This window comes from Microbulbifer variabilis, assembly GCF_023716485.1.
In the GTDB taxonomy this organism is placed as follows: domain Bacteria; phylum Pseudomonadota; class Gammaproteobacteria; order Pseudomonadales; family Cellvibrionaceae; genus Microbulbifer; species Microbulbifer variabilis_B.
Window position 1 is genome coordinate 4,309,373 of sequence record NZ_CP092418.1, and the last position, 25,791, is coordinate 4,335,163.

Below are 25,791 nucleotides of genomic sequence, written 5' to 3' on the forward strand. Positions count from 1 at the left end.
TTATCGTTATGTTGAGACCCTGCATCCTAGGGCGGCCCCTAATCCATAACATCCTCCCCTGAGGGGGAGGAGGTGGGAGAAACTGTGACTGCTGTCACGCAGCTATGCCGCTTAATTGTACGCGATAGAGTTAACGTAAAAGATACCTGACAGGAAAGGCGAAAAAGGGATTTATAGCTTCAACACTGTGAAACCTCCTGGAGGCCAGGGGTAAGGAGGCCCTGAGTATCCTCTCAACTATTTTTGTAGCGCCCCCAAAATGGTTGACCTCCTCTTTTCAGGGGCAAAATAGGCAAATCAGCCTTCTAACTGCACCGCAGCACCGATTAGAGCTTGGTAACCGGCATTCAAAGCATATACCGGCACGGCTTCCAGCCACGGTGCAACCCGCCCCTTGTTAAGGAAGCGCTGTTCGAACTCACTTTCTGGCAGTAGCTCAGCGATCCGAGGCAGGATGCCCCCTCCCAGGAAAACACCACCGCGAGCCCCCATATACAGCGCAGCATCTCCCGCGGCACTGCCAAGGAAATTGAGGAAATCCAGCAGGGTTTCACGACACATAGGATCGGTATTATCCAGGCCACGGGCGCTCACATCCGGCGGTGTCAGTGCCTCAGGAGTGCGGCCATTTAACTCACACACGGCACGGTAAAGGTTCACCAATCCGCTACCAGAAAGAACCCACTCATTAAAAACCGGACACCGACTCTTCATCAGGATCTGTAGCAGTTGCAGTTCGCGTTCAGTGGATACTGTCAGGTTGGCATGGCCACCCTCGCCTGCAAGCACATGATAGCGGCCATCTGCCTCGGCTAGGCCTGCTACGCCAAGGCCGGTTCCCGGACCCAGTACTACCATGGGCGCACCCTGTGGACGAGGCACATCCCTCAGCACGGTATAATCGCTACTGGACAGGCGCGGTAGTGACTGAGCCAGCGCGGCAAAATCATTAATCAGCTCCAGATGGGGGAACTGAAATTCCTCGGCCAGGGCCGTTGCATCAATGCTCCAGCCCAGGTTGGTCATATAAACGCGCTTTCCAGAGGGAGTCTTCTCCAGCGGGCCTGCAGCAGCAATACACACTTTCTCTGGCCTGGGCTGATCGAGGCTATCGAGCCAATGCTGCAACGCAGCATCAAATCCTTCAAAGCGTTTGCAGTCCACTACTTTCAGCCCCTCTAGCTGATAGCCCTCTGCAATTGGCTTGGCTATCGCAAAACGGGCGTTGGTGCCGCCGATATCCGCTACGATACTCGTCATAGTTATCCCTGTTCAGATCCCCAAAAAAAAGGAATATAAGTTACGGTGTCAGAGAAGATATTGCCAGTCCCAAAAGTATTCCTACCGGACCATTCAACCCAAAAAGAAACCGGTTAACCCAGAGAGCCTCTGACATATTTGCAGTAAAATACCGAGTAACCACAATAATTAGACTGCAAGCTTTTGATTGGTCACAGGAAAGAGCTTATTTAAGTTTAAGCAAAACTTTAGCGCGTCTCTGGGGCTAGCGCCTTCAGCGATGCAGCAAAGTCTCGCATCTCCTCTTTACTGTAGCGACTCAAAACCCGCTTTTGCGATGCGGGCTGAAATTGAATCCCCACCCCTTGGCGTCTCGCCACTTGCGGCCGTACCGGACGAGGGCAAAATCCCCCTCCACAATTGGGACAGACATTGCTCAAAATCTCCTCAACACAGGACTTGCAAAAGGTACACTCATAAGTACAAATCATCGCCTCTACAGAATTAGGGGGGAGATCTTTATCGCAACTCTCACAATTCGGTCTTAATTCCAGCATTCTAGACTCCCTTTTATTGGCTAGAAATTTTTTGACAATAATCGTTTTTATTACTTGCTGTTTATGTGGATAAATTTACAATCCGAAAGCTGCAGGTAATTCATATTCCGTTATATCAGGCAAAGAAAAAACCACCCTTTTTTGAAAATTCACAGACTGTTTTTCCAACCGGTACAAATAAGAACATTCAAACAAAACCACCAATATTATCGCAGTTTTTGTAAAAATAATGGTATAAAAATGACAATAAGTCGTCATAATCCGTCATCTACGTCCGTAACGGAATACACAGCAAAAAAATCTTTCACTCCCGACCTAGGCAATCAGCTTCGCAAGGGCTAATCACAGTCGCACATAATCAAGAATAATTTCTGGTAAAATGTGTTTTTTCCAGAAATAAAAAGATTTACCTAAACACTACCTTCAGATTCCACAACCAGAATACGAGCCTCACCAACAGGATGAGCTACATGTTCCGTGCCCTCGGAAGCGTGGAATATATCACCAGGCCCAAGAAGTTCCGATTCGGTTCTACCTGCCACTTTGTAAAACATTTCTACACGACCATCGAGAACAGCAAAGACTTCCTGGCCATCATTGATATGCCAAATATAAGGTTTATTAGTCCAATGCAGTTTAGTGGTAATCCCGTTCATATTTGCGATCAGTTGCGATTCCCAGGGCTTACTACCGGTAAAATCTCTGCTGCGCACTATTCTCATAATGTTTATTCCAATATCGCTTTATAAAATTTCCGGCATCGTCATTTAGAGAGTGGTAACTATATGGCGGGTTCTTCAGGCGCAGGTGAAGTCATGACACCATTTTCATCAGCTTTTTTTTCTGCCAGCTCATCAACTCGCCTCACCCCAAAAGTCACCGTTGGTGGAATTCCCATCCCCAGATCGATATCCGCAACACGGTAATTGCATCCCCTGGCTTTGAGAATGGCATTCACCTTCTCCTGTTTCTCAACCGCTTTGATAACGGTATTGGCTATTACTTCATCACTGCTAAAAGCGGTTACGGACTCATTGACCCTTTCACCGAGTTCCTTGGCTTTATCAAAAATACCCATAATTTCCTATTCCTTCTCTATTCATTCGCGGCCGAAATCATAGGTTAAATATCTATTTTTAGGAACCGCAAGCAGGTAGCCCTGACTCCACCTCGGGGCAACAACAATCAAAGGTTAAGACGAGCTGGTCACTTACAGCAGAGGCTTTGAGTACCCAGTTAAAAGGGGCCCATTAGTCAGCACCAGGCCTTTGTACAAAATAAGCTGACCACCTATTCATGAAGCGGCAAATCCGCTGGATTATTCATGCCAAAACCTATTTACCCCTATAATTTCGAGACTCTCCCCCTCTCGTCTTGCCCACCCCAGATTGATGTGTCACTATCATTTTTTTGAGGTTTGGTAACGATAAATGAGTGGGCGCAAGCAGTTCGATGAGTCACAAGTACTAGACAAGGCCATGCGCGTTTTCTGGGAAAAAGGCTACAAAGCAACTTCCTTGTCGGATCTTGAATCGGCCATGGGACTGAATAAATCCAGTATCTACAACACCTTCCAAAGCAAGGAAGGGTTGTATGGCCGCTGTCTGGAACATTTCCACACCCAATATGCCTGCGATGCTATGGATACCTTGAACCACCCGGACTTCCGCACAGCTATGGACGGCTTCCTGGAAATGCTTCAGTCTGGTATGGAGAGCTCTGAAACTCCTGAAGGCTGTATCGCTACTATGGCAGCTATGGAGGTGGGTGCCAGTGAAGGATTTCTCGCTGACCTGGTAGCAAAGGGTACCAATGATATGCTGAACCGGATCGAAACCCGTATGCAGAAGGCTATTGACGATGGCCAATTGCAGGCCGGTGTCGATTGTGCCGCCCTCGCCGCGATGGTTATGGCGGTAAGCCGAGGCGTAGTGGCTCTGAATAAAGGCACGGGCAGTACCACAGCAGGCAAAAACAGTTACCAACAGCTATCCACAATTCTGGACCAGTATACACTTCCCTAAAAAAAGCCCACCCCAAAACTTCTTGCCTCTTTGGGGTGGGAATGGGGGTATTCCTGTGAGAATTAACTTTTAAAAATAGCGACGTAATTCCAACTGAAGATAGTCGTCGTTGCGCAAATTGTAGGTAGGGTCTTCTTCATCGGCATTACCGAAAAATCGCGCTTCCGCTTCCATTAACCAGCGGTCATTTAGTCGGTGGCTCAGTTCCAAATTGGAAAAACGACTACCGTTATCCAAATCGGTACTTACGGCAAATAAAAGCTCCGTATCCTGAGTATTATTTAGAGCGTATCGCGCCCCTATCGCAATGTCATTTTGACTGGCCGTAGACCAAGGTCCGGTACGTTCATCAAATTGATACTCCATTAATACCCCAAGATCTGAGACCGTTTCGCCAATACCATAAAATGTATATTCGAAACCGCCGACAGCCGCTGTCTGGCGCCCTTCACCGCGAGGTTTAAATGAAATAGCTTCAAACTTCCACAACCAATCTCCACGGGTAGTTTGGATGTCCACACCCGTCTGATCGATCTGTGCATAGTAAGGCGCAAGTAAGCCATCTTCCGTAAGCAATAATAATGGATCCCGATTAGTGCCGGAAAAATGGCTGAGGCCCAGGTCCCAATCTCCAAGTACATGGCTGTAACGCAAGGCCCAATCTATGTGCTTCTCCTCCCGGTCAGATTGATAGGCCGCAGCATCCTCATCCACCGGCAGCGGAGCACGCAATCGTCCTTCCTGGCCAGCAAACTGACGCTCACGAAAACCCAGTAAACCGTACACTTCCAGTGTTCCCCAGTCACGCTCCATCAGGAGGTTAATCATGGGTTGGCCCAGCTTGTCTTCACCGTCGATATTTTCCAGTGCATCATCCTGGTTAATCACATCCACCAAGTGCACGGTTTCAGTAACTCCCCAAAATACTTTACGCACCCCGGCGTAAAGCTCGAAACTATCGTAAGCTTTCCACCAGTAAAGCTCGCCGAGATCCGCGTGATTGCGATCGTTATCCTCACTGTCCCAGCGCCCAAAAACACTGGCCACAACACGCTGGTTTCCATCGTCAAAATCCCGGTAGTACTCGAGATTTAAAGACGCAGAAAGACCGGCATCACTTTGTGCTGAATCCAAAGGGTCTGCGGTGAATGCGCGGGCCTCCAGGCCCGCATAACCGCTCAACTCATTTGCTCCAGTCGTATGACTCAATGCCGCTAATAGTGGCAACAAAATGAGTATTTTTCGGTTAACCATGGGCGCAATCCCTATTTCGCCCTGGAGAGACTATTTTTGGTGAAGTCGCGATCGGTAAAACCATTGCCAAATACCCAGTCGCCATACAACAACTCCGTGGATTTACCGGTCTGGTGATTAACCATTTCCATTTTATTGGCTCGCCAGTATTGATCGCCGTACTGGTTGTAGTCGGAAATCGTAAGGGTCTTCATCAGGTCCCCTTTTCGATCATAGTAATCCGTTCTCCATGCGCGGTACTCCTCTGTATCAACCCAAAGGTGTTGAATGGAATAACCAGATTTAGGATCAACCGGGTCCAACTCCAGAACAAAGTGATCACGTCCATCGAAAGATTCGTTGCGCAAATATTTGTAGGTGTATTTCTCCACCTCCTGTGAGGCAATATCTTCATAGGAGAATTCACTACCCATAAATGGTCCAGACTTGTTACTGGAGGAAATACGCTTTACTCGCTTTAAAGCAGGTAAATAGAGCCACTGGTCATCGGAGCCCACTTTATGAGTAAAGGACAAAAATGCTGTGCCCTTTACATCCCGAGGGTTGTCAAAAATCACCAGAGATTTATCTCCATCATTTTCCTGCTCCAGGGTTTTGGTGCGCATAGCCCGCACACTCTCCTCACCATATTTATTGCGCAGGGTCATTGTTAAGCTGTTACTGAGATCACCGAATCCCAAGTCGCGACGATCCGCCTCCTTGGCGATTTCCAGGCCTTTTTCTGCATTCAAGTCCAGTTCACTGGCAGAAATAGAGAAAGCTGCCAGAGCCAGGGCACCTGCTAGGGCCCGTGTCAAAAACTGTTTTTTAGAGCGGCTGGGTTGCATAGTTTTGCTCCTTATTTTCAATAGAGGTAATAGCGGGGTCGTATGCCTTGGCATCAAGCTTCATCAAGAGAATCGGAAGAAGTAGGAAATCCGCTAGCAAAGCCATCAAAATGCAAATTGCAGTCAGAAGTGCCATGGAGGAATTCATACCGAAGGAGGACTGGGCCAAAACCATAAATCCGGCAATCAGAATGACTGAAGTCACAACTATCGCTACACCCACTGAAGAGAAGGCGTAACGCAGTCCGTCCTCTACGTTGTAGCCTGCACGGCGCTGGCGCAGGTATTTACTGAGGAAGTGCACTGTGTCATCTACCACAATACCCAGTGCCATACCGGTCACCATAGTGACAGCCACATTAACTTCAGCTACCAGTGCACCCCAAAGGCCAAATGCCAGACCGGCCGGCAACAAGTTAGGAATTAAGCTTAAGAAACCGAGTTTGACACTGCGCAGGGCAATACCAATCAGTGCAGAAATTAACACCAGCGCAACCAGAGTGCCCACCAACATGCCCTCCATATTGCGCTCGGCAATATTGGCAAACATGATCGCCGGACCTACGCCATAGGTAGTTACACCAATATTTTTCTCCAGCCAATTACTGCCGGCATCCGCCACCGTTTTGAGTTCTTTCGACTTGAGATTATCGAGAGTTACAATAATCTGCGTCGACGACTTAGCCACATTCAGCTGATTATTTAAATCCAAGCCATAGGGGAGAGACAGCTCGTACAGTAACAAATACTGGGCTGCCAATTCCTGGTCTTCAGGCAACATGTAGTAGGCCGGATCGTCAGCATGCAGATTTTTGTTCAAGCGCTTGAAAGTATCGCCAATGGTATTGACATGGCGCACGCCGGGCTGGGCCTGCATCCACTCAGTGAAACCCTCCAGATTGACAAGAAACTCCGGATTGCTGACACCATTGCTGTCACCGGATTCGATCGAGTAAATCAGCTGGTAAATACCAGAGAGGTTGTCATTGATATAATCTGAATCGGTTCGGAACTCCACAGATTCATCAAAGTAACCAACAAAATCATCATTAATCTCATTATTTGGAATCATTGCCAACAATCCCAACGAGACAATAACGCCCGCCAGTAATATCGGGCGCTGACGGCGAATCACAAAATCTCCCAGAGTATCCATGGAGCGTCCAATTTTGGATTCACTGGCGCGACTCTTGGCCGGCAGTATCGCCATCAATGCAGGCAGTAAGGTAACCGATAAGAAGAAGGCCACCATCACACCCATAGCAGTAATATTACCCAGATCGTGGAAGGGAGGCGCATCGGAAAAGTTCATCGACAGGAAGCCAATGGCGGTAGTGATCGAGGTTAAGAACACAGGCCCCATATTGAGCTGCAAGCTCTCTTTAATTGCATCGTGCTTGCTGAGGCCACGGCGCATTGCAGCGAACAAACTCACCAATATATGTATCGAATCCGCCACTGCGAGAGTCATAATAATGGTGGGCGCAGAAGCGGAGGGCGGTGTCAATTTAACACCTATAAAACCGGCCAAACCCATGCCTGCGGCCATGGAGAAGACGATAACCAACAGCGCGGCAAAAGTCGCACTGAGGCTCCGCACCAACAAAAATACAACCGCAATAATCACCAGGTACATGAGCGGAACTAAAGTGCTCATATCTGACTGAGAGGCCTCAAAAAATGCATTACTCAGTAAAATAATACCGGTCGCATAGACCTCTACATCGTATTTTGCCTCAATCTCTTCCATCAATGCCTGTGCAGCTTCAGCCGCTTCGGGGGTTTCATGCATCGATTTTTGTGGAAGCTGAAAGGTGATATTTATCCCTGTAACGGAACCATCACTATTTACCAGGCGCTCCTTCAAGGTGGGATCTGCCAGCGCTACAGCCTTGATAGAGGCCAAGGTTTCTGCATCTAAATTGCTGGCATTTTCCACCAAGTCCTGTACCAGGAGGTCATCTTCCTCGGCAATGGTGTGCTGGAAGTTAGTGATTGAATCCACCCGCAGCGCATAGGGTAACAACCAGGATTTCTCCGTCATCTCCTCTACGGCTGCCAGGGCATCATTGGAAAAGGCATTGCCATCTTTAGGCACTACCGCAAACAGAATATTGTCATTCTTGGTGTAAGTGCGCTGGATTTGCTCATAAGCTTGTAGTTGAGGATTAGCTTCACTGAAGAATGCCCGGTAATCATTGTTGAAACCCAGGAATCTTGCTCCGCTTACCGCAAAGAAGGCTAACAGTAGTGCGCCAATGGCTACCAGCCATCGATATCGAATAAGCCAATCCGCATAACGGCTGACCCAATTCGAAGGTAATTGGGGGGATGACATTAAATCAGCTCCTTCAAACAACTTGATAGAAAAATAATTAATCAACAACCTAAGAAAATGGGTATTTACTTACGGCCACAGAATCCCGTAATAGCCAATATAAGATCAGCTACAAAATTTGATAAAAAGGCACACTAATGCTGTCAGACAAGCCGTAAATATGGCCGAGACATCAATAAGAAATCATCGCTTTATACGCTATAAGAACCACTTATTTGTAATTAGTGGTAATCAATCATTAAGCAGAGCTTACTCTCACCAATACAGAGGCGATTGCCGGAGAACCGCAGAGTTAAGAAAATATCTAATTTACGACGACGTAAATCTAACAACAAATAGAATAATTATTTAAATATACCTAAGACATACAGATATATTAGCAACCTGCCTATTATTAGCACTATAAATTAACTTGTTAATTATCCTCTAAGAAATAATTAGAAGGCTCTACAAGTTAAGCATTACTGATTTTTTCATCACGCATTAACACCCAAAGTGATTGGTCAGCAATACCAATGGTCTTGGACCTCACAGATATATTCTCAGCATTCCATTGGGCCTAATGAAACAAAGCACAACAGTTTGCCCAACCTATGACCAATCAGTATCACCTTCTGTGTCACCCAGTCTTGTAAAGACTATGAGAACCCCCCTGCTACTGTGCTCATTGTTCTGTGGTTATAGCTCTTTCCGCAATCTATGCAGAACATCTTGAACCGTTCGGTTCATCATGTCAACACTGGAATTTCAAAATATATAAAGGCGGGCCAGCGCGAGCGAGCCTGTTACGCAAAATCTGGGTTAGAATCGGCCGACGATAATGAGAATGAAGGAATTGTGCTGTGAAAAAACTGCTCCTGCCTATCGCAATCGGTGCATCGCTGCTAGCTACCCATGCTTCTGCAAACGACCCCAAGCCTCAGCAATTGCTGGAAAATACTGAGTCCAAAGTGATCGAGTGGCGTCGCCACCTGCACCAAAACCCAGAACTGGGCAATCGCGAATTTGAAACAGCCAAATATATTGAAAAACACTTACGTGCACTGGGCCTTGAAGTTGAAACCGGCATTGCTCATACGGGCCTTGTAGGCTTTTTGAGAGGCGGCAAACCCGGGCCAACCGTTGCCTTACGCGCGGACATGGACGCTTTGCCAGTCACCGAGAGAACTGATGTCCCCTTCGCTTCCAAAGCGAGAACCACTTACCAGGGTAAAGATGTTGGCGTGATGCATGCCTGTGGCCACGATACCCATGTGGCCATGCTGATGGGCGCTGCCGAGGTCCTGGCGGGCCTTCGCGATGAGCTGGCTGGTAACGTCTTGTTTATATTCCAGCCCGCAGAAGAAGGCGCACCGGACAATGAAGAAGGTGGCGCGGAGCTAATGCTCAAAGAGGGCATCTTCAAGAAGTACAAGCCAGACGTGGCCTTTGGCCAGCATGTCACTTCCTCGCTACCCACCGGCGTCATCGGCTATCGCTCGGGCCCGCTTATGGCCGCTGCCGATGAGTTCCGTATTACTATCAACGGCCGCCAAACCCATGGTTCACGCCCCTGGAGTGGAGTGGACCCTATTGTCGCCGCCGCACAAGTCGTAATGGGCACTCAAGCCATTGTCAGCCGCCAGATCGATATCACTAAAGAGCCCGCAGTCGTTTCCTTCGGACGTATTGACGGTGGTGTCCGCAACAATATCATTCCCGACAGTGTCTATCTGAACGGCACCATCCGTAATTTTGATATGGATAACCGTGCAGAAATTTTCAAACGCTTAAAAACCACTGCTAAGTTAATTGCTGAAAGCTCCGGGGCAAGCGCGGATGTGGAGATTCTGGAGGGCTATCCGGTAACAATAAATAATGCAGAGCTGACAGAAATGGCCCTGCCTATTTTGAGGTCTGTTGTTGGCGAAAAGAACGTAATCGAAATCCCGAAAATTACTGGAGCAGAGGATTTCTCCTACTACGCTAATGAAATCCCAGGCTTATTCTATTTCCTGGGGGTAACTCCAAGAGATCAGGATGCCAGCCAAGCCCCAAGCAATCACTCACCGCTTTTCTATGTGGATGAAGATGCTTTGCGTAAGGGTACTGAAGCGCTGACCCTGTTAACTTTGGATTATATGGCAAACTATAAAAAACAATAAAATAAAAAGGGCCTCTTTCGAGGCCCACAACAACAATTGTTCTTAAATTTTATTCAACCAGAAGCATAATTATACTTCTATTAATATCTCCCTGGTCATCCGTGACCGTCAACTGAAATGCTAAAGAAGTATATTCCTCATCACTTTTGTTAGGAGCAATAAATGTTGTTATCGCTGCACTAGCATTTTCTAGTGAAACCTCTGGCCCACCAACTTGCTGCCATTGGTAACTAATTATAGTTCCATCTTCATCTATGGAATTAGATCCATCCAGGGTGACAAGACTATTTTGTTTTACATTTAGTGGGGTAACGATTTGCGCCTTAGGGCTAGAATTACCAACTATTCGGATCGCTAAAAACCCCACCCCGGTATAACCATCATCATCTTTCACACTAAGAGTTACCATTATCACTCTCTGTGTATCAGCAGCAATCTCAGGAGCAATAAAGCTGGCGGTTCCGTCTGGATTATTATTTATCTCCAAGCCTGACGCGCTCCAATTGTAACTTACGATTTTACCGTCTGAGTCATAGGATTCTCGACCATCCAATTGAACTAACTTCCCAGGCTTGACCTCTTGAGGCTCCCCAGGCACAACTATGGGAGCCTTCAAACCCTCCGCTATAAAAGCGATTGTTCTTTTTGATTTCTGCCCACCATTATCTTCTACTTCAACCTCAAATACATAACCTTTCAGTAACCCTAATGGCCCACCAAAGACAGGAACGGTAAAAGTAGCAACCCCACGTTCAAGTTGCATTAACTCAACAGGATCACCACTCAACTGAGCCCAGCGGGCACTTACAATTTCCCCATCCATATCAAAGGATTCACTGGCGTCCAGCCTGACACTTTGCCCAGCTTTTATCGTTCCGATATTCTCAACCACAATAACCGGTGCCAAGTTAGTTCCCACACGTACTGTGCTTTGATCGGTACTGACAATACCATGATCGTCCTCAACCTCAAGCTCAAAAACCAACTCTTGCACTATGCCTTTTTGCTCAGCTGGAGCAATAAAGTTCACCACCCCATCCCCCGAGTCCATCAAGCTTACAGGCGCTCCAGAAAGTTGCTTCCAATGATATGCAACAATATTTCCATCAGGATCTGAAGACTGGCTACCGTCGAGCACAACCAGGGAGCCTCCACCAACAGATTGATCACCTCCAGCAATGGCTTGAGGCGGCTGATTTAATACTGCCAAACTCCCCTTTAGAGTTATTAGTCCCTGTTGAGGATTAGCGATAACAATATCAACGGCCCCATCACTATTTATATCTCCCGTAGCTATACTTTGTGGATTGGAATAGTTACCAACAGGAATATTTATCTCGTATTTAGAAGCCTCCAAATCCTGGATAAAATCTCCATAAGTGGTCAGAGAAAATCCCTCCTTGGGCAGCATTAATACCCTAGCGGATTCTTTATCTTGCAATAATGTAGTTAAAATTGGTCCAGGATTATTTTGTGTGGAGAAAAAAACAGGGATTTGCAACTTACGTTCACTATCCTGAAAAAAAACTGCCAAACCGGCTCCTGTAGCGCTATCCCCAAGAGAAACAACCACATCATCGAACCCATCGCCATTGATATCTCCTGTCGAAATACCATTAGCCTGAACCTTACTACCAAAATCATAATAGGCAATTTGGCTGCTAAACGGATTAGACTCCATTACCGCCAACTTTGTACTCAGCGGTTGCTCACTGAGCATCACAATATCATCGATATAATCCCTGTTGACATCCCCCAGAGTCAGTAAAGCGGATTCATGGCCCATCACAAAACTCAGACTTCTTACCTGACCAAAGGGCTGGGGTGCCTGGCGAATACTCTCAACACCATCGCTGGTTTTACTGACTCCAACAATCTCATTGACTCCATCTCCCTTTAGGTCTCCAATAGCAATATTGGTAGCATAGCTGGAAGGGTAAGTTTCTCCGGCTATCAAACTTCCATCTTCAGCTTGTAAAAAAATTTCAATTTTTTCACCTGCAAACCCAATAGCAACATCCTTCCGACCATCACTATTGATATCACCCACTGCGAGCGACTTCGGTAAGCTCTCTGTCTCACTGGACAGAGGGTAATTTACTGCGTCTTGTAACTGTCCAGCCTGATTCTGAAGAAAGACTTTTAATTGGAAGTCATTGTCTGGATCAAAAGCCTGTGAGGTAATAATAGCCACATCATCTAGACCATCATTATTCAAGTCAGCTACGGTAACAGCTTCAGCTCTGGAACCTATTGAGTAAATTTCGGCAGGCTGGAATTGAGTCTCACCACTTGCATTACTGGCCAGTAGTAACACAGCTGAAGGAAGGATGAAAAATTTTGAGAGTAACTTCAGTTGCACAACATCTCCTTATGTAAATTTTCTTAAATAAGCAAATTTAACTTAACACAAATTTCTGAGAGCAAATGTGATCAATTATGGAATTGATATATCCAAATTAGCCCAAAATAAGCAGACACTGGTTCCAGTTATTAGTATGGATAATACAAATCACAATAATTATATAAGAATAAAAATAACAACTTCACTCACAAAAAAAAGATAAATTTTTCTCAAGCATCGCTGCTGAATAAAACGATAAAAGTAAACAGACAGTGAAAGAAAATAAAGGCGAAAAAAAGCGGCCTAGGCCGCTTTTTTTACCAACAACTCAAAATGCTAAGCGCTTTCCGAACGCCCTCTACTGGGGCGGCGTCTCGGAGCTCTCTGTGGTTTTTGGCCATCACTGCGACCCGATTCAGCGCTGCGAGCCCTGCCAGAACCGCCGGAGCGATTTCCATTGCTTCCTTTACCTGCGGTGGCATTGCTATTGCGACCACCGGTTCCACGTCCTTCTGATTTACCGCGACCACTTCCGCGATTACCACGGCGCTCATCGCTATTGCCACGAGCATCTCGTCCGCCCTCATTATTTCGGGAACCTACAGGGCGTTTACTGGCGCCAGGTTTTTGCTGGCCGCCACGCTTGGGGTTGCCAGAGGCTGGCAACTGATGATCTGGCTCAAAGTCCTCGATTTCCTCGCGGGGAATTGGCTTGCCAATTAAGCGCTCAATATCGCGAAGCTGCTTAATTTCATCGGCACTAACAAGGGACACGGCTTGCCCCTGGGCGCCCGCACGTCCTGTGCGACCGATACGGTGAACATAATCTTCAGGAACATTGGGCAAGTCGAAATTTACCACCTGGGGTAATTGATCGATATCAATACCCCGTGCAGCAATGTCTGTCGCAACGAGGATCTGCACCTTACCGGCTTTAAAATCTGCCAGAGCCCGGGTTCTGGCATTTTGGCTCTTATTACCGTGAATAGCCGCTGCCAGGATGCCATCTCCTTCCAGCTGTTTCACCAGCCGATTGGCCCCATGTTTGGTACGGCTAAATACCAGTGCCTGATGCCAGCCATTCTCTCGAATCAGGTGACTTAACAGTTTTGTTTTTCGAGCCTTATCCACAGGGTGGAGCTTCTGTCGTACTGTTTTGGTAGTGGAGTTTCGCGGGCTAACATCAATCTCCAGCGGGTCCTTTACCAGACCTTTGGCGAGCTGGCGAATCTCAGGAGAAAAGGTTGCCGAGAAGAGTAGATTCTGACGCTTGGCCGGTAAGATCTTCAGCACTCTCTTAATGTCATGGATAAAGCCCATATCCAACATGCGGTCTGCTTCATCCAAGACCAAGGCTTCCAAGCGATCAAAGCGGATTGCCCCTTGATTGTGCAGGTCCAATAGACGACCAGGGGTCGCTACTAGAATATCGGCACCGCCTCGCAGTCGGGAAATCTGGGGATTGATCTTCACGCCACCAAAAACTACCGCATGACGCATTGGCAGGTACTGGCTATAGCTCTGCACATTATCAAACACCTGTGCGGCCAGCTCGCGGGTTGGGGTGAGTACCAATGCGCGCACCTGCCCTTTTCTGGCACGCTCTCCCTGGCTCAAGCGGTGCAACAGCGGCAATGTAAAACCGGCGGTCTTACCCGTGCCCGTCTGGGCTGCAGCCATAATATCACTGCCCTTCATTACCGCCGGAATGGCCTGGGCCTGGATTGGCGTGGGCTCAGTATAGCCCTGCTCTGCAACGGCACGGGCAATCTCCTGGGCAAGGCCCAGATCTTCAAACAACATAAATAACCTCAAACTGCGCCCTGGGCGCAATCAAACACATTCGCACCACGAAGGAGCAAATAGAAAAATCGGAGTTGGCATCCAGAGCAAGTGAGGCTCGATGCACACAGCCGTCAATTCACCGGCCAGCCGGCGCGCGGCATTCAGTAGAGGGTTCCGGGAAGAATTTAGAAAAGTTCACGGGGGGATACCGGTAGATCACCGGCCTACAAATGACGCAGCTGAGAAAAATCAGCTGCAGCACTATACCATAATGAAACTGACTGTATAGTTCTCTCGGCTAAAACTGCTCTTCATAGGCATAGACAAAGGGGTTGTTGGGGACCCAGCCCAAGCGAGCGTAACATAGTTCCACGTTCGCAACTTGAGCGTCTATCTTTGTGATATCCAACCCCCGTTGCGAACCAAAGATGATGCAGCCAGGTGCTGCCGGGATACTCACAGCCATGTCAGAAAATAGCAATGTCAGTAATGAGCACCAGATAGAACTAATTACTCTCGGTAATGGGCGCAGGGTATCAATACGCCCCATCTGCCGCAGTGATAGCCAACTGGAGAAAGAACTGATAGAAGACTTATCTCCAGAAACCCGGCGAGACCGCTTTATCGGCGGCAGCTGTAAAGCCAGCCAAAAGCTGATTGAGCTACTCACCGATAACGACCATCAAGTTCATGAGGCCTTTATTGCACTCTGCACCAGCGACCATGCGCAAAAGGCCGTTGCTACCGCACATTACGCCGTAGATTCAGACGGGCTAGCCTGCGAGTGCGCAGTTGTGGTCCGCGATGATTGGCAGGGATTGGGGCTAGGTCGATTAATGTTAAAGCGCCTGATCGACTGCGCAAAAGAACAGGGCTTACAGCGAATTTATTCCATTGAGTCCGCCGACAATAAACGCGTGCAGATATTTGCCCGTTCGATGGGATTTATTTGTAAAGCCGATCCGAAAGACTACACCCTATTAACTTATACACTCGATTTGCAGGCTGGCCGACAAGCCAACGGCTTTGATACGGCCTCCAGGGAGGCCGGAATTAACCTAAATTAAATACACTCTTAATATTCATGGCGGTTTGCAAAGGTTATTTGGCTGCCGCCATCCTCTCAAAGCCGAACAATTTCCTTTTGCGAGTTCACAATCTCCCCTTACCTTATCAACTTCACCCAAATGTGACCATCCGGTCAGCATATTCATAGATCTATTTAACTACAGGCATAGCCGATCAGGCACAACGCCAGCTGTAAAAGCTTTAAACTCTCCTAAAGCAATCAAAGAAAAAGTGAAACTTTGCTTACATAAATTTTAGAGAAATGAGCAATTGCCAAAAATTGAATCCATTTAGCCTAACCACATGTAGTGCGCCGCTACTGATACAACCGTAATTCATGGCACTTTATTTTTTTGATTAACACTAGATTTTAATGACAATTTATGCCTATTAAAATGCAATCAATAAAACTGCTTCTGACCATATCAATTTGTTTACTTATATCATCTTGCGCAGTGAACATTAGAGATTATATTGCAAGTTCAAAAAGCTTCCCTTACGATCATATAGTTTCAAATGAGCAGATAAAATCATGGGGATTTCATAAAAATAATTACTGTGACAAGCTAAGAAACTTATGCATTAGCTATTTCTTTGCTGCCCCCCTTGAAAAAGGTAAAATTAAATACTCCATAGAAACTGACTCTGGCGATCAAACCAGCCAAGTTAATCTATCTATAAATAAAGAAGCCCTAAACAAACATTATTCTGGGACCATCATTCTTTTACATGGATTCAGAATTTCAAAAGAATTCATGCTTCACTCAGCATTATATTTTCGCCTCCTTGGATTTCAGGTAGTTATTCCAGACCTACTTGGCCATGGTGAATCTGAAGGCCGTAAGGAATATGGCGTTGGTGATAGCGAAGTGATTAACAGGCTAATTGACGAGCTTATCCATAAAGACCTGATAGAAAGTAAAAACATTTATCTTCTTGGAAATTCCATGGGGAGCCTTACTGCGGCGAGAATCACTCAATCTCGACAAGATATCAGCGGCCTAATATTACAAGCTCCCATGTTGGAATTTGACCAGGCTGTTTATAATTATGCCCAAGAGAATTTTCCCCTACTTAGTAGAGCATTCTCTGAAAAAGAAATAAAAATAGGAGCGTCAATGGCGCTAGAGGAAGCCAATATAAGCCTACTGGAAACACAAATTGAACCTTTACTAACCAACACTCCTGTGCCCGTGCTTTTATTTGCTTCCAATACTGACCCGATTTCACCCTATGATCACTTTCAAAACCTGCATCAGGACCATATCAAAATAGTGCTCCTGAAAGATAGAAATCACCCGAGTATGGCGGTTATTGGGGAAATTGAGCATAGCGCTCTACAGGATTGGCTTCCCAAGGCAAGTAATATCACTATTCAATACCATTAAACCTGCTGGCCTAGTATAGGAAGTAGCAAGGCGAAACTCACTAGTTCGGCCTTGCTAAAAAAGACGATTAGCTATTCCTTGAAAAATATCACATTTCAGTTGAAGAAATCTTCACAAGCTAATGGGCCGCTAAACTCTAGAAGCCCCTGAGGCATTGTAATCTTTTCAACTAGGTTCCCTTTTTTATAGAGAGAGAAGGTTACGTTAGCCTGCATAGATTTCATATATACTTGGCCTCTACCAAAAATTACATCAGAGGGGAAGTCTTGAGAATAGAAACTATCAGGGTCAGCCTTCGCCTCAACGACTAACTTATAGTTAATTTTATTAAACTCAACATTGGCATATCCCTCGCAAGCATTAGATTCCCGTTTAACAGACAGGCCATTAAATGCAGGATAAAAAATTAGATCGTAATCACTACTAATATAACGACCTATCCACATTTCGATATTAGTATCATTAACCTTTCCTCCTGTAAACATAAAATATAACTCTTCAGACAAGCCCATTGTGTAAACGATGCCAGAGCTCGACTCTTTATCAAACCAACCTTTATCAAGCTGTGCAAATCCCAGGCCCATTAATGCAACATTTCCATTAGAGAAACTATATTGGATTGGTGTACCCATAGTATAAACAAACCATTCAGGACCAAAGTTGATAATTTCCTTTAGAATTCCCAATGGTGACCGACCAGGATTATTACTATGCCAATAGTAATGGTGATCTCCATTCCAACGCATAGTGAAGTCGAAATAATCATAATTAATATCTATATGATTTTCATCAGCAACTATTAACCCAGGAACTTCGTAATAAAACTTATCCGGATTATTAGGATCCACCAAAATAACCTCATCATGGAATATATCATACTTAACAGTTGACCCGTTTATCGGAGAGAAAGCCAGGTGTATATAAGCTTTAGGTTTTGGAACCTCAAAGTCTGGTGCAATATATGTCTGCAAGCTTACTTTGAAATAGCCAACATCCGGCACCGCAATATTGTAAAACCATTGTTCTGCCCAGGTTTTATCTGACGTAGGTGTATGGGCCCGGAGATCCTCCAAAGTGGTTGCCGATAGTAAGGAACTGAAAGATCCAAAAAGAAATAAAACGAATACCTGAAATATGTTTCTATAAGACACCGTCTACCCTCTTTCTTAAAATAAATGAATAGAAAACCTCACAAAATCACTACAAACCTACAGAGAGGGCATACTAACAGCATGATTACGGACAAAGCTTAAAAACAAACAGGCTATTTTTCAGGTTGAGAAGGTGCGCACAAAAATTCAATATTGCAAACAAAAGCTAGAAGCTCATCAGATAAAACCCTTATCGATATTCACCCCGAAATACACCATAAAACAAGGCCGATATTCTTCCTCTCAAGAAGCGGCGTAAAACACCTCTTTTTTCACTCAGGCAACGCCTAAACTGTTTGGCAATTTCCCACCGGTTACTGGTAAGGCAAATAATATGAATAAATCCATCCCTTCACGCCTTCCTCTATTCATTGATGGCGACTGGGTGCAGTCTACTACCAAGGAGTGGCTGGATGTGACAAACCCCGCCACAGGTGAGGTTTTAACCCAAGCCCCCTATACCACTGAGGCCGAGCAACTCCAGGCAATCGCCGCCGCCAAGCAGGCATTCATTTCTTGGCGGAACACCCCAGTCCCTACTCGAGCACGTATTATGCTCAAGTACCAAGCTCTCCTGAAAGAGCACCAAGAGGCCCTGGCCGAGATTCTCGCAGAGGAAACCGGTAAAACATTTGAAGACGCCAAGGGGGATGTTTGGCGAGGCATTGAGGTGGTTGAGCATGCCGCAAATATTGCTACCCTGCTAATGGGGGAAACCGTTGAAAACGTTGCCAGTGCTATAGATTGCTATTCCTATATTCAACCCATTGGCGTCTGCGCCGGTATTACGCCATTCAACTTTCCCGCAATGATACCGTTATGGATGTTTCCGCTAGCGATTGCCTGTGGCAATACCTTTATTCTTAAACCTTCTGAACAGGACCCCATTACACCTTGCAAACTGGCTGAATTATTTGAGCAGGCAGGAGCACCCAAAGGGGTTCTACAAGTTATCCATGGTGATCGCGAGCAGGTAGATTTCTTACTAAAAGACCCAGATATTAAAGCTATATCTTTTGTCGGTTCCGTGCCAGTTGGGCGCCATATCTATCAAACAGGCACTCAATATTTAAAAAGAGTACAGGCCTTTGCCGGGGCAAAAAACCACATGGTAGTGATGCCTGATGCAAATAAAAATGCCACTATTAACAATATCATCGGCTCTTCTGTAGGGGCTGCCGGTCAGCGATGCATGGCTATTTCGGTTGTGGTATTAGTGGGTGAAGCGCAAAGTTGGATTCCTGATATACAGGATGCGATGGCAAAGATAATACCCGGGCATTGGAAGAATCCACAATCCGACTACGGCCCCTTAATTTCACCTGCTGCAAAGGAACGTGTGCTGGGTTATATCGAGACGGGCAAAAAAGAAGGGGCGGATTGCCTTCTGGATGGTTCAAAAATTACAGTGGATGGATATCCCCATGGTAACTGGGTTGGCCCTACATTATTTGCCAATGTTACTACCGAGATGTCAATTTACACTGATGAAATTTTTGGGCCAGTGTTATGTCTGGTGAATGTAGATCACTTAGATGATGCAATAAAACTGGTGAATGACTGCCCTTACGGCAATGGGACCTCCATATTCACTGCCAGCGGTGCAGCCGCACGTAAATATCAGCATGAAATTCTTGTGGGCCAGGTAGGAATCAATGTGCCTATCCCGGTTCCATTACCTTTCTTTAGCTTTACTGGCTGGCGCAGTTCATTTTATGGGGATCTCCACGCTTATGGTAAGCAGGCCGTGCGTTTTTATACCGAAACAAAAACCATCACAGCCCGCTGGTTCGATTCAGATATTGAACATGCCGAACAGGCAAATATGACGATACAGTTAAAGTAACTGCACATACCAATAAAATTTAATTTTTTGGATACTGCCATGAATAAAATCACAGCCTTCCTTGGTCTGGGGCATATGGGTGCCCCAATGGCTTTTAACTTAATCAAAGCTGGATTCCGTGTAAGAGGTTTCGATCCAGTAGAGGAGTTGCTTCAGAAATCTGTAGAACAGGGAGTTGAAAAATGTTCATCAGCAACAGAAGCGGTGAAGGGAGCAGATTTTGTTATTAGTATGTTACCCAGCAGTGCTGCGGTAGAGAGCCTTTATATTGAAAAAGATCATCTGCTGGAAGCTATCGAAGAGAGATCCTTAATTATTGATTGCTCCACAATTTCAGCAAGCAGCTCAAAACGCCTACTTAACGCCGCACGAAATAAAGGCCTTCATGCAATAGAGGCTCCTGTTTCTGGCGGAGTCAAAGGGGCAGCTGCCGCAACTCTCAGCTTTATGTGTGGCGGTGAGCACGAGGATGTAGAGCGAGCCAAAACAGTTCTACAGCATATGGGGGCCAATGTTTTTTTTGCAGGCCCTGCCGGAGCTGGGCAAACGGCAAAGATCTGCAACAATATGTTGCTGGCTATTCATATGATTGGCACCGCCGAGGCACTCCAATTGGGGGTGGATAACGGCCTTGATCCCAAAGTGCTAACTGAAATCATGGCGAAAAGCTCGGGCGCCAACTGGTCCCTACAAACTTATAATCCTTATCCCGGTGTTATGGATAGTGTGCCCGCTAGCAATCAGTATCGTGGAGGCTTTAAAGTGGGGTTGATGTGTAAGGATCTGGGGCTTGCTCAGCAAGCCGCCGACAATAGCAAAAGCTACACACCGCTCGGCTCACTAGCCAGAAATCTATTTGGCTTACACAGTCTGAAGGGCAATGAAGAACTGGATTTCTCCAGTATCCAAACAATTTTCAGGAAGGAGGCCGACCAATAGCTAGATTGTTCACCCTCTTTCCCGATCTAACTCATCTATCGATCCTGGCCTGTAGCGGCTATTTGCACTTCGCGGATATTCACATTCTGGGGCTGGCTGTACATAAACAACGCCGTACGAGCGATGTCCTCTGCATTAATGGCGCCACCTATGGAGGCCTTCCACTCTTCGTAAGCTTTGATAATCTCTTCAGAAGTGGTATGACTCAGTAGCTCTGTCTCCACAGCTCCTGGGCATAGGGCCATAATACGTACTCCGCTTGCGGCAACCTCTTCACGCACGGTTTCGCTAATCGCCGACACTGCGTACTTGGTTCCGCAATAGGCAGCATGATTGATAAATGTCTTCACGCCGGCAATCGAGCTGATGTTGAGGATAGTACCGCGACCACGAGACTTCATATCGGCCAAAACAGCCTGCATGGAGTTCATCAAGGCGAGCACGTTGACATCAAACATCTCCCGCCACTCTTCAGCACTCTGGGTCTCTATGTTCCCCAACAACATCTTACCGGCATTGTTCACCAAACAATCTACAGGCCCATAAAGAGTCTCAGCCTCCTGAATTGCTGCAGATAACGCAGCAGGATCGGTGACATCGACCTGTCTGCAGAGGGTGTTCGGTAAATTCATCGCTTCTAATTTTTCCAAACGACGCGCCAATAGCAACAACGGATGCCCGGCATCCGACATATGCTGAGCTATTGATGCTCCAATTCCAGAGCTGGCACCTGTTATTACAATCAATGGCTTAGACATACTGACTCTCTCTTCTGCAATCAATGATTAAAGACTACGGGATAACCCTTTTGTATCGGCAGTATAGAATTTAGAATTAGGTCTATTAACTCAACTAATGTGAAATCATTGTTTGGAATTAATGAACAATATCTCTTGGCGAGCCATACGCGCCTTTATTACTGTGGCTGAGCGGGGCAGTTTTACTGCTGCTGCGGATCATACAGGTTTCTCCAAAGCTACACTCAGCCAACAAGTCTCCGAATTAGAGTCCACCCTGGGTGTTCAACTGTTACACCGTACCACCCGTAAGCTGCGGCTTACTGAGGTCGGTGAAGGCTATTACCAGCGATGCAAGCAGGCAATACAGCAACTAGATAGTGCCGCAGAGTGGGCAACACATGCCAAAGAGGAAATAAAGGGGAAAATTCGTATCAATGCGGTGGGTGGGATTATCGGCGAGGAGATCATTGCCCCCCTAGTCATTAAGTTCCAGAAAACTTATCCCGAAATACAAATACAGCTGGATTTTTCCAGTGTGCGTGTCGATCTCATTGAGGATCGTTACGATTTAGTAATACGTATGGGGCAGCTGCCAGATTCCACCCTCGTAGTACGCAAACTGCACAGTATCAAAACCCGCTATGTTGCGAGTCCGGATTTTATCAAAATGCGTGGCCCAATTCTAAAGCCCATGGACCTCTCGAAAGTACCCCTAATTTACGGCAGTGTTGACCAGTGGGTGCTAACGCGTGGTAAGACCAGGCATAAGATTGAGGTGGAACAGGGTATCAAACTGATCAGCGGCCGGGCGATGCACCTTGCAGCACTGGCAGGACTTGGTGTAACTCGCCTGGCAGACATCTACGTCCAAGCAGATATCGAAAAAGGTAAATTACAGGAAATTTTGCCTGGATGGTCAGAGTCCACCCAGCTCTCTATGGTTTGCCCCCCGCTGCGCCATCAATTAGTTCGCGTACGTAGCCTGATGCAATGGCTAAAAAACCACTTCTCCAAAGAGTATGGACAGCTACTGAAAAGGGAACCAGCAGAAGACTAATAAACAATAAAAGATATGAACCTATATACAGTAATGCTTACAAACACTAAGCAATTTCATCCGTCCTTTCCTGCTCTTTTTTCAAAATGTCTGCGGGGCTTTCAGCGCTGCTACTATACTCAGGTTCTACCACTTCTTGCCTTTCAGTATTAATGAACGGGTAAATACAAAAGACCAGTGCCAGGAGTACCCAAAAAGCCGTTGCCTGTGCCATAGGCACAGTTAAATAAAGCCAAAATACCTTTTCACCTTTTAGCGCTGCATTAATATAGACCGCTGAGCCACCAAACCCTACCAATACGGGGCTTATATAGGGAATAAAGTTGATCCAGTACCCCTTTAAATCCTTGGCCATACGCTCACACCAGCGAACCATAAAAGGCAAAGGAAAATTAGCAAGAATGATTCCCAGTAAAACTTCAAGAAGCCCAACATTCCAGCCCAAGAGGAAGGCCAGATAAGCAAAGACCAGTATATTCAGGGTAATGCAGAACCATAAAACACCACGAAAATAAGCCACGCTATAAATCCCTTTTAAGAAACCTTCTGATTATTGATCATATCACCATTAGCTCCCAGTATCCTTGAGAGAGCAAAAACCATAGAGTTAATCTTATATATTGAATAAAAATATTATTAGACTATCTAAAACGACCCAGGTAAAGATCCTTGCAGCTGTTCAATAGCATCCAGCTCTTCTTCTGTTAAGGCTTTATAACCCCGCAAATAGGGCCAACCATAGCCCCAACGGAATGAGGTTGGCAAGAATAGCGTCTCGTCAACTCTAACCCCTACCAGCATCAACAACGCAACTTCCCTCTCCCCAGTTTTGGCAACACAAACTTCTAGGTCACGATCAGCCTCTTGCCGCTGCGAATTGCTTCCCCCCTTCCAATAGGCATGATCATGGGCATAGCAGCAATCAAGCCATAATTCACTCTGTTCAAGAGTGCCATCAGGAAAGATACTGCAACCATCGGAATGAAACTCCTGTATCTCCACAGCGGACAAGGGAATCACTTTTTACTGACTGCATTGGGTAAAACTAAATCTACTGGCTTTCTAGAATTTACATAATCACGGAATTCAGGAGCTACATATTCAGATCGCAACTCCCATATCCTCTTAAAGGGAATCATCGATAAATATGCAGTATATTGACGAGTCATTGAGTCCCAGATAGTAAAATCCAGCCTGTTTGCCTTATATTGAAAATAGGCCTCCTCCCAAATTTTAAAAAAACGATATACAAAACCAATGATTCTCAAAGTGTCAGCACTAGATAACGAATCAAAATCCTTCATCGCCTTCGCAAAAACATCTGCCATCGGACCTTCACAAATTGCCGCCACAGCTTCTCGATGAGCAATAGATATCTCATGCATAGAAGCAATTTTGGATTCTTTATTCTGAACTCTTATTAAAGCAGCAAGATAGACTAAGGACGCGACAACTGCGAAGGCTCCAACAAGCTCGCCCACAGCACTTAATGTATCCCACACCATAATCCGACTCTACCCCATCGAATAAGACGGTAATTTAAATAACTTTAGAATCAACTCTTAGCTTTTACAGGTATACCAACAGATAACGCTCTACGACCAAAAGTATATAATCGCCTAACTTAGAACGTTTATTTCCTCTTTATAGGCGTCTGGAAGACTGGCGACCTTTAAGAAAACAAGAAGATGGTTAACGCATCCAAAACTCTAATATTGTTGTCATCTAACAGGTCTCACCAATCAGAAACAATTACTTATACGCCTGAGCACCCTATATACAACCAGCCAACGACATAACCTTTAAATAAAAGCAAAAATAGTCCCTCTGCCATTAAATTTCAGAGAGTTCAAATTAGTAAGTAAAAGTATCCACCAAGGATAAAGTGAGAAGGAAGAGGTGAAATATATCATCCTAAAAAAATCGCGGCATATTTGTTAAACATATTTCTATGCCGACAGAAAAAACAAGAGAGGAGAATGAAAGATGAGTTGTGAGCGAAATGACAAAGGCATCTCGCTCAGTTGCAGCTACCTAGCCGAGAATTTTCTTCACGTGTCTTCTAATTTTTCTGTGTACATTTCTATCATCAGCGATAGAACTCAGGAATTCCTTGTACTCACTTTTATTAACCGTACCTAGAGCTTTGCAGTACCAGGCAAGTGTATCGATATGTAGTTTGTCTACAGGCTGCCTAACATCCTTTTCTACTGCCTTATAAAACCACTCCTGAATTACGGTTTCAGCAGCTCCATCGCGGACAACTTCCTCAGCGGCAAACCGCTGCATGATCATATCGTTACTATTGAGCAAATTTAGTAAGCGTGTAGTATGCAAGCTATTAGTAGCTACATGGCCTTCCATATTTTGCATCAATGCATTGCGCTTTTGATAAAAACTAAACTTGGTCAGCACATGCTTCGCTCGATTTCTAATCGCACGATTACCACTTTCACGCATTATCTTATTGATAGTGGGTGAATATTTTGTATTTCCAGATGATGAAAGTGTACGTAATAAATTGACGATTTCACTAATCACTTGCTCATCGCGTTGAGCAACTGTCATATTCGCCTGGTGTTTTTCTAGGAGAACCTGTTCAGCCACATCAAATAAACGTTCATCACTTAATCCAGATCCTGTTATACGATTAGCAGCTTTGGATAAGGCTAAGTTATCTTCGCCTTTTAGTTCTGCTATAAAACTATCTATCTCCAGATTAAGTAAAGACTGAATATCTTTTGCCAACCCGGCTAAAGGAGAAACGAAAAAAATAAAAAAGATAAATAAATGGCTTAATTTCACAAAATACCTTCCATAGCGCTTTAAATTGTTGCCCTAGTAAACTAAGGCAACCTAAGAAAAATAGATCAGCGATTAATTAGGGCTTTGTGCATTGTAGGAAAACATTATAAAAAAACCTTTCACACTTACCTGAAACTGATGCTTTCTATCAGAAGTTTATAACTATTTTTCTAGGAAAAGATTATAAAATTTTCCTCGTAACTAATATTGAGCTGATTACTGCCTAACAACTGGCACAGATCAAGTGAATACTCTAAAAACTTACCGTGTAACTTCCTTTAAATT

General features: G+C 45.5%; 22 protein-coding genes. 7 read left to right on the forward strand and 15 right to left on the reverse strand.

Going from position 1 to position 25,791, the window contains the following annotated elements:
- Nucleotides 1-297: 297 nt before the first annotated feature.
- The 4 genes from glk to MJO52_RS18905 all read right to left on the reverse strand — a co-directional run bounded on the left by glk (nucleotide 298) and on the right by MJO52_RS18905 (nucleotide 2,874).
- On the reverse strand, nucleotides 298-1,260 hold the full coding sequence (gene glk, locus MJO52_RS18890) for a glucokinase (protein WP_252083507.1): 963 nt from the start codon (nucleotides 1,258-1,260) through the stop codon (nucleotides 298-300).
- 227 nt (nucleotides 1,261-1,487) lie between these two features.
- Nucleotides 1,488-1,796 carry a DUF1272 domain-containing protein gene (locus MJO52_RS18895; RefSeq protein WP_252083508.1) on the reverse strand — a complete coding sequence of 103 codons (309 nt, stop codon included), beginning with the start codon at nucleotides 1,794-1,796 and terminating at the stop codon, nucleotides 1,488-1,490.
- A 410-nt stretch (nucleotides 1,797-2,206) separates the two neighbouring features.
- On the reverse strand, nucleotides 2,207-2,518 hold the full coding sequence (locus tag MJO52_RS18900) for a cupin (protein WP_252083509.1): 312 nt from the start codon (nucleotides 2,516-2,518) through the stop codon (nucleotides 2,207-2,209).
- A gap of 59 nt (nucleotides 2,519-2,577) precedes the next feature.
- Nucleotides 2,578-2,874: a hypothetical protein gene (locus tag MJO52_RS18905; protein ID WP_252083510.1), complete on the reverse strand. Its 297-nt coding sequence runs from the start codon at nucleotides 2,872-2,874 to the stop codon at nucleotides 2,578-2,580.
- Between the two features lie 352 nt (nucleotides 2,875-3,226).
- Here MJO52_RS18905 and MJO52_RS18910 point away from each other — a divergent pair, with 352 nt between their 5' ends.
- On the forward strand, nucleotides 3,227-3,820 hold the full coding sequence (locus MJO52_RS18910; RefSeq protein ID WP_252083511.1) for a TetR/AcrR family transcriptional regulator: 594 nt from the start codon (nucleotides 3,227-3,229) through the stop codon (nucleotides 3,818-3,820).
- Nucleotides 3,821-3,889: 69 nt separating this feature from the next.
- Here MJO52_RS18910 and MJO52_RS18915 read toward each other — a convergent pair whose 3' ends face one another.
- The 3 genes from MJO52_RS18915 to MJO52_RS18925 are packed head-to-tail and all read right to left on the reverse strand — an operon-like array spanning nucleotide 3,890 to nucleotide 8,239.
- Nucleotides 3,890-5,074, reverse strand: coding sequence for a hypothetical protein (locus MJO52_RS18915; RefSeq protein WP_252083512.1), 1,185 nt, complete (start codon nucleotides 5,072-5,074; stop codon nucleotides 3,890-3,892).
- Between the two features lie 11 nt (nucleotides 5,075-5,085).
- Nucleotides 5,086-5,901 carry an outer membrane lipoprotein-sorting protein gene (locus MJO52_RS18920; protein ID WP_252083513.1) on the reverse strand — a complete coding sequence of 272 codons (816 nt, stop codon included), beginning with the start codon at nucleotides 5,899-5,901 and terminating at the stop codon, nucleotides 5,086-5,088.
- Entirely contained in the window at nucleotides 5,882-8,239 is a 2,358-nt protein-coding gene (locus MJO52_RS18925) for an efflux RND transporter permease subunit (protein ID WP_252083514.1), read from the reverse strand. The genes MJO52_RS18920 and MJO52_RS18925 overlap by 20 nt, the downstream gene beginning before the upstream one ends.
- Before the next feature lie 842 nt (nucleotides 8,240-9,081).
- Here MJO52_RS18925 and MJO52_RS18930 point away from each other — a divergent pair.
- Entirely contained in the window at nucleotides 9,082-10,383 is a 1,302-nt protein-coding gene (locus MJO52_RS18930; RefSeq protein WP_252083515.1) for an amidohydrolase, read from the forward strand.
- 49 nt (nucleotides 10,384-10,432) lie between these two features.
- Here the strand turns inward: MJO52_RS18930 and MJO52_RS18935 are convergent, their stop codons facing one another.
- Together MJO52_RS18935 and MJO52_RS18940 are read right to left on the reverse strand one after the other, a co-directional pair.
- Nucleotides 10,433-12,745, reverse strand: coding sequence for a PKD domain-containing protein (locus tag MJO52_RS18935; RefSeq protein WP_252083516.1), 2,313 nt, complete (start codon nucleotides 12,743-12,745; stop codon nucleotides 10,433-10,435).
- A gap of 318 nt (nucleotides 12,746-13,063) precedes the next feature.
- Complete coding sequence (locus tag MJO52_RS18940) at nucleotides 13,064-14,530, reverse strand: DEAD/DEAH box helicase (RefSeq protein ID WP_252083517.1); 1,467 nt, start codon at nucleotides 14,528-14,530, stop codon at nucleotides 13,064-13,066.
- A gap of 446 nt (nucleotides 14,531-14,976) precedes the next feature.
- On the opposite strand from MJO52_RS18940, the gene MJO52_RS18945 reads away from it, so the two are divergent.
- Both MJO52_RS18945 and MJO52_RS18950 read left to right on the forward strand, forming a co-directional pair.
- Nucleotides 14,977-15,579 (forward strand): GNAT family N-acetyltransferase, encoded by a 603-nt coding sequence (locus MJO52_RS18945; RefSeq protein WP_252083518.1) that lies wholly within the window; start codon nucleotides 14,977-14,979, stop codon nucleotides 15,577-15,579.
- 384 nt (nucleotides 15,580-15,963) lie between these two features.
- On the forward strand, nucleotides 15,964-16,968 hold the full coding sequence (locus MJO52_RS18950; RefSeq protein WP_252083519.1) for an alpha/beta hydrolase: 1,005 nt from the start codon (nucleotides 15,964-15,966) through the stop codon (nucleotides 16,966-16,968).
- Between the two features lie 95 nt (nucleotides 16,969-17,063).
- On the opposite strand, the gene MJO52_RS18955 is transcribed toward MJO52_RS18950, so the two are convergent.
- A complete protein-coding gene (locus MJO52_RS18955) occupies nucleotides 17,064-18,119 on the reverse strand; it encodes a hypothetical protein (RefSeq protein ID WP_252083520.1) in 1,056 nt (351 codons plus the stop codon).
- A 334-nt stretch (nucleotides 18,120-18,453) separates the two neighbouring features.
- Here MJO52_RS18955 and MJO52_RS18960 point away from each other — a divergent pair, with 334 nt between their 5' ends.
- A complete protein-coding gene (locus MJO52_RS18960) occupies nucleotides 18,454-19,965 on the forward strand; it encodes a CoA-acylating methylmalonate-semialdehyde dehydrogenase (protein WP_252083521.1) in 1,512 nt (503 codons plus the stop codon).
- Nucleotides 19,966-20,004: 39 nt separating this feature from the next.
- Complete coding sequence (gene mmsB / locus MJO52_RS18965; RefSeq protein ID WP_252083522.1) at nucleotides 20,005-20,904, forward strand: 3-hydroxyisobutyrate dehydrogenase; 900 nt, start codon at nucleotides 20,005-20,007, stop codon at nucleotides 20,902-20,904.
- Nucleotides 20,905-20,939: 35 nt separating this feature from the next.
- Here the strand turns inward: mmsB and MJO52_RS18970 are convergent, their stop codons facing one another.
- A complete protein-coding gene (locus MJO52_RS18970) occupies nucleotides 20,940-21,662 on the reverse strand; it encodes an SDR family oxidoreductase (RefSeq protein ID WP_252083523.1) in 723 nt (240 codons plus the stop codon).
- A 121-nt stretch (nucleotides 21,663-21,783) separates the two neighbouring features.
- Here MJO52_RS18970 and MJO52_RS18975 point away from each other — a divergent pair, with 121 nt between their 5' ends.
- Nucleotides 21,784-22,701: a LysR family transcriptional regulator gene (locus MJO52_RS18975; RefSeq protein ID WP_252083524.1), complete on the forward strand. Its 918-nt coding sequence runs from the start codon at nucleotides 21,784-21,786 to the stop codon at nucleotides 22,699-22,701.
- A 46-nt stretch (nucleotides 22,702-22,747) separates the two neighbouring features.
- Here MJO52_RS18975 and MJO52_RS18980 read toward each other — a convergent pair whose 3' ends face one another.
- From MJO52_RS18980 to MJO52_RS18995, 4 genes are all read right to left on the reverse strand, one after another.
- Nucleotides 22,748-23,056 carry a hypothetical protein gene (locus MJO52_RS18980; RefSeq protein ID WP_252083525.1) on the reverse strand — a complete coding sequence of 103 codons (309 nt, stop codon included), beginning with the start codon at nucleotides 23,054-23,056 and terminating at the stop codon, nucleotides 22,748-22,750.
- A gap of 290 nt (nucleotides 23,057-23,346) precedes the next feature.
- Nucleotides 23,347-23,721 carry an FAD-binding oxidoreductase gene (locus tag MJO52_RS18985; protein ID WP_252083526.1) on the reverse strand — a complete coding sequence of 125 codons (375 nt, stop codon included), beginning with the start codon at nucleotides 23,719-23,721 and terminating at the stop codon, nucleotides 23,347-23,349.
- Nucleotides 23,718-24,206 carry a hypothetical protein gene (locus MJO52_RS18990; RefSeq protein WP_252083527.1) on the reverse strand — a complete coding sequence of 163 codons (489 nt, stop codon included), beginning with the start codon at nucleotides 24,204-24,206 and terminating at the stop codon, nucleotides 23,718-23,720. Before MJO52_RS18990 ends, MJO52_RS18985 begins: the two co-directional genes overlap by 4 nt.
- A gap of 529 nt (nucleotides 24,207-24,735) precedes the next feature.
- Nucleotides 24,736-25,506, reverse strand: a complete 771-nt coding sequence (locus MJO52_RS18995) for a hypothetical protein (RefSeq protein ID WP_252083528.1) — start codon at nucleotides 25,504-25,506, stop codon at nucleotides 24,736-24,738.
- Between the last annotated feature and the right edge of the window lie 285 nt (nucleotides 25,507-25,791).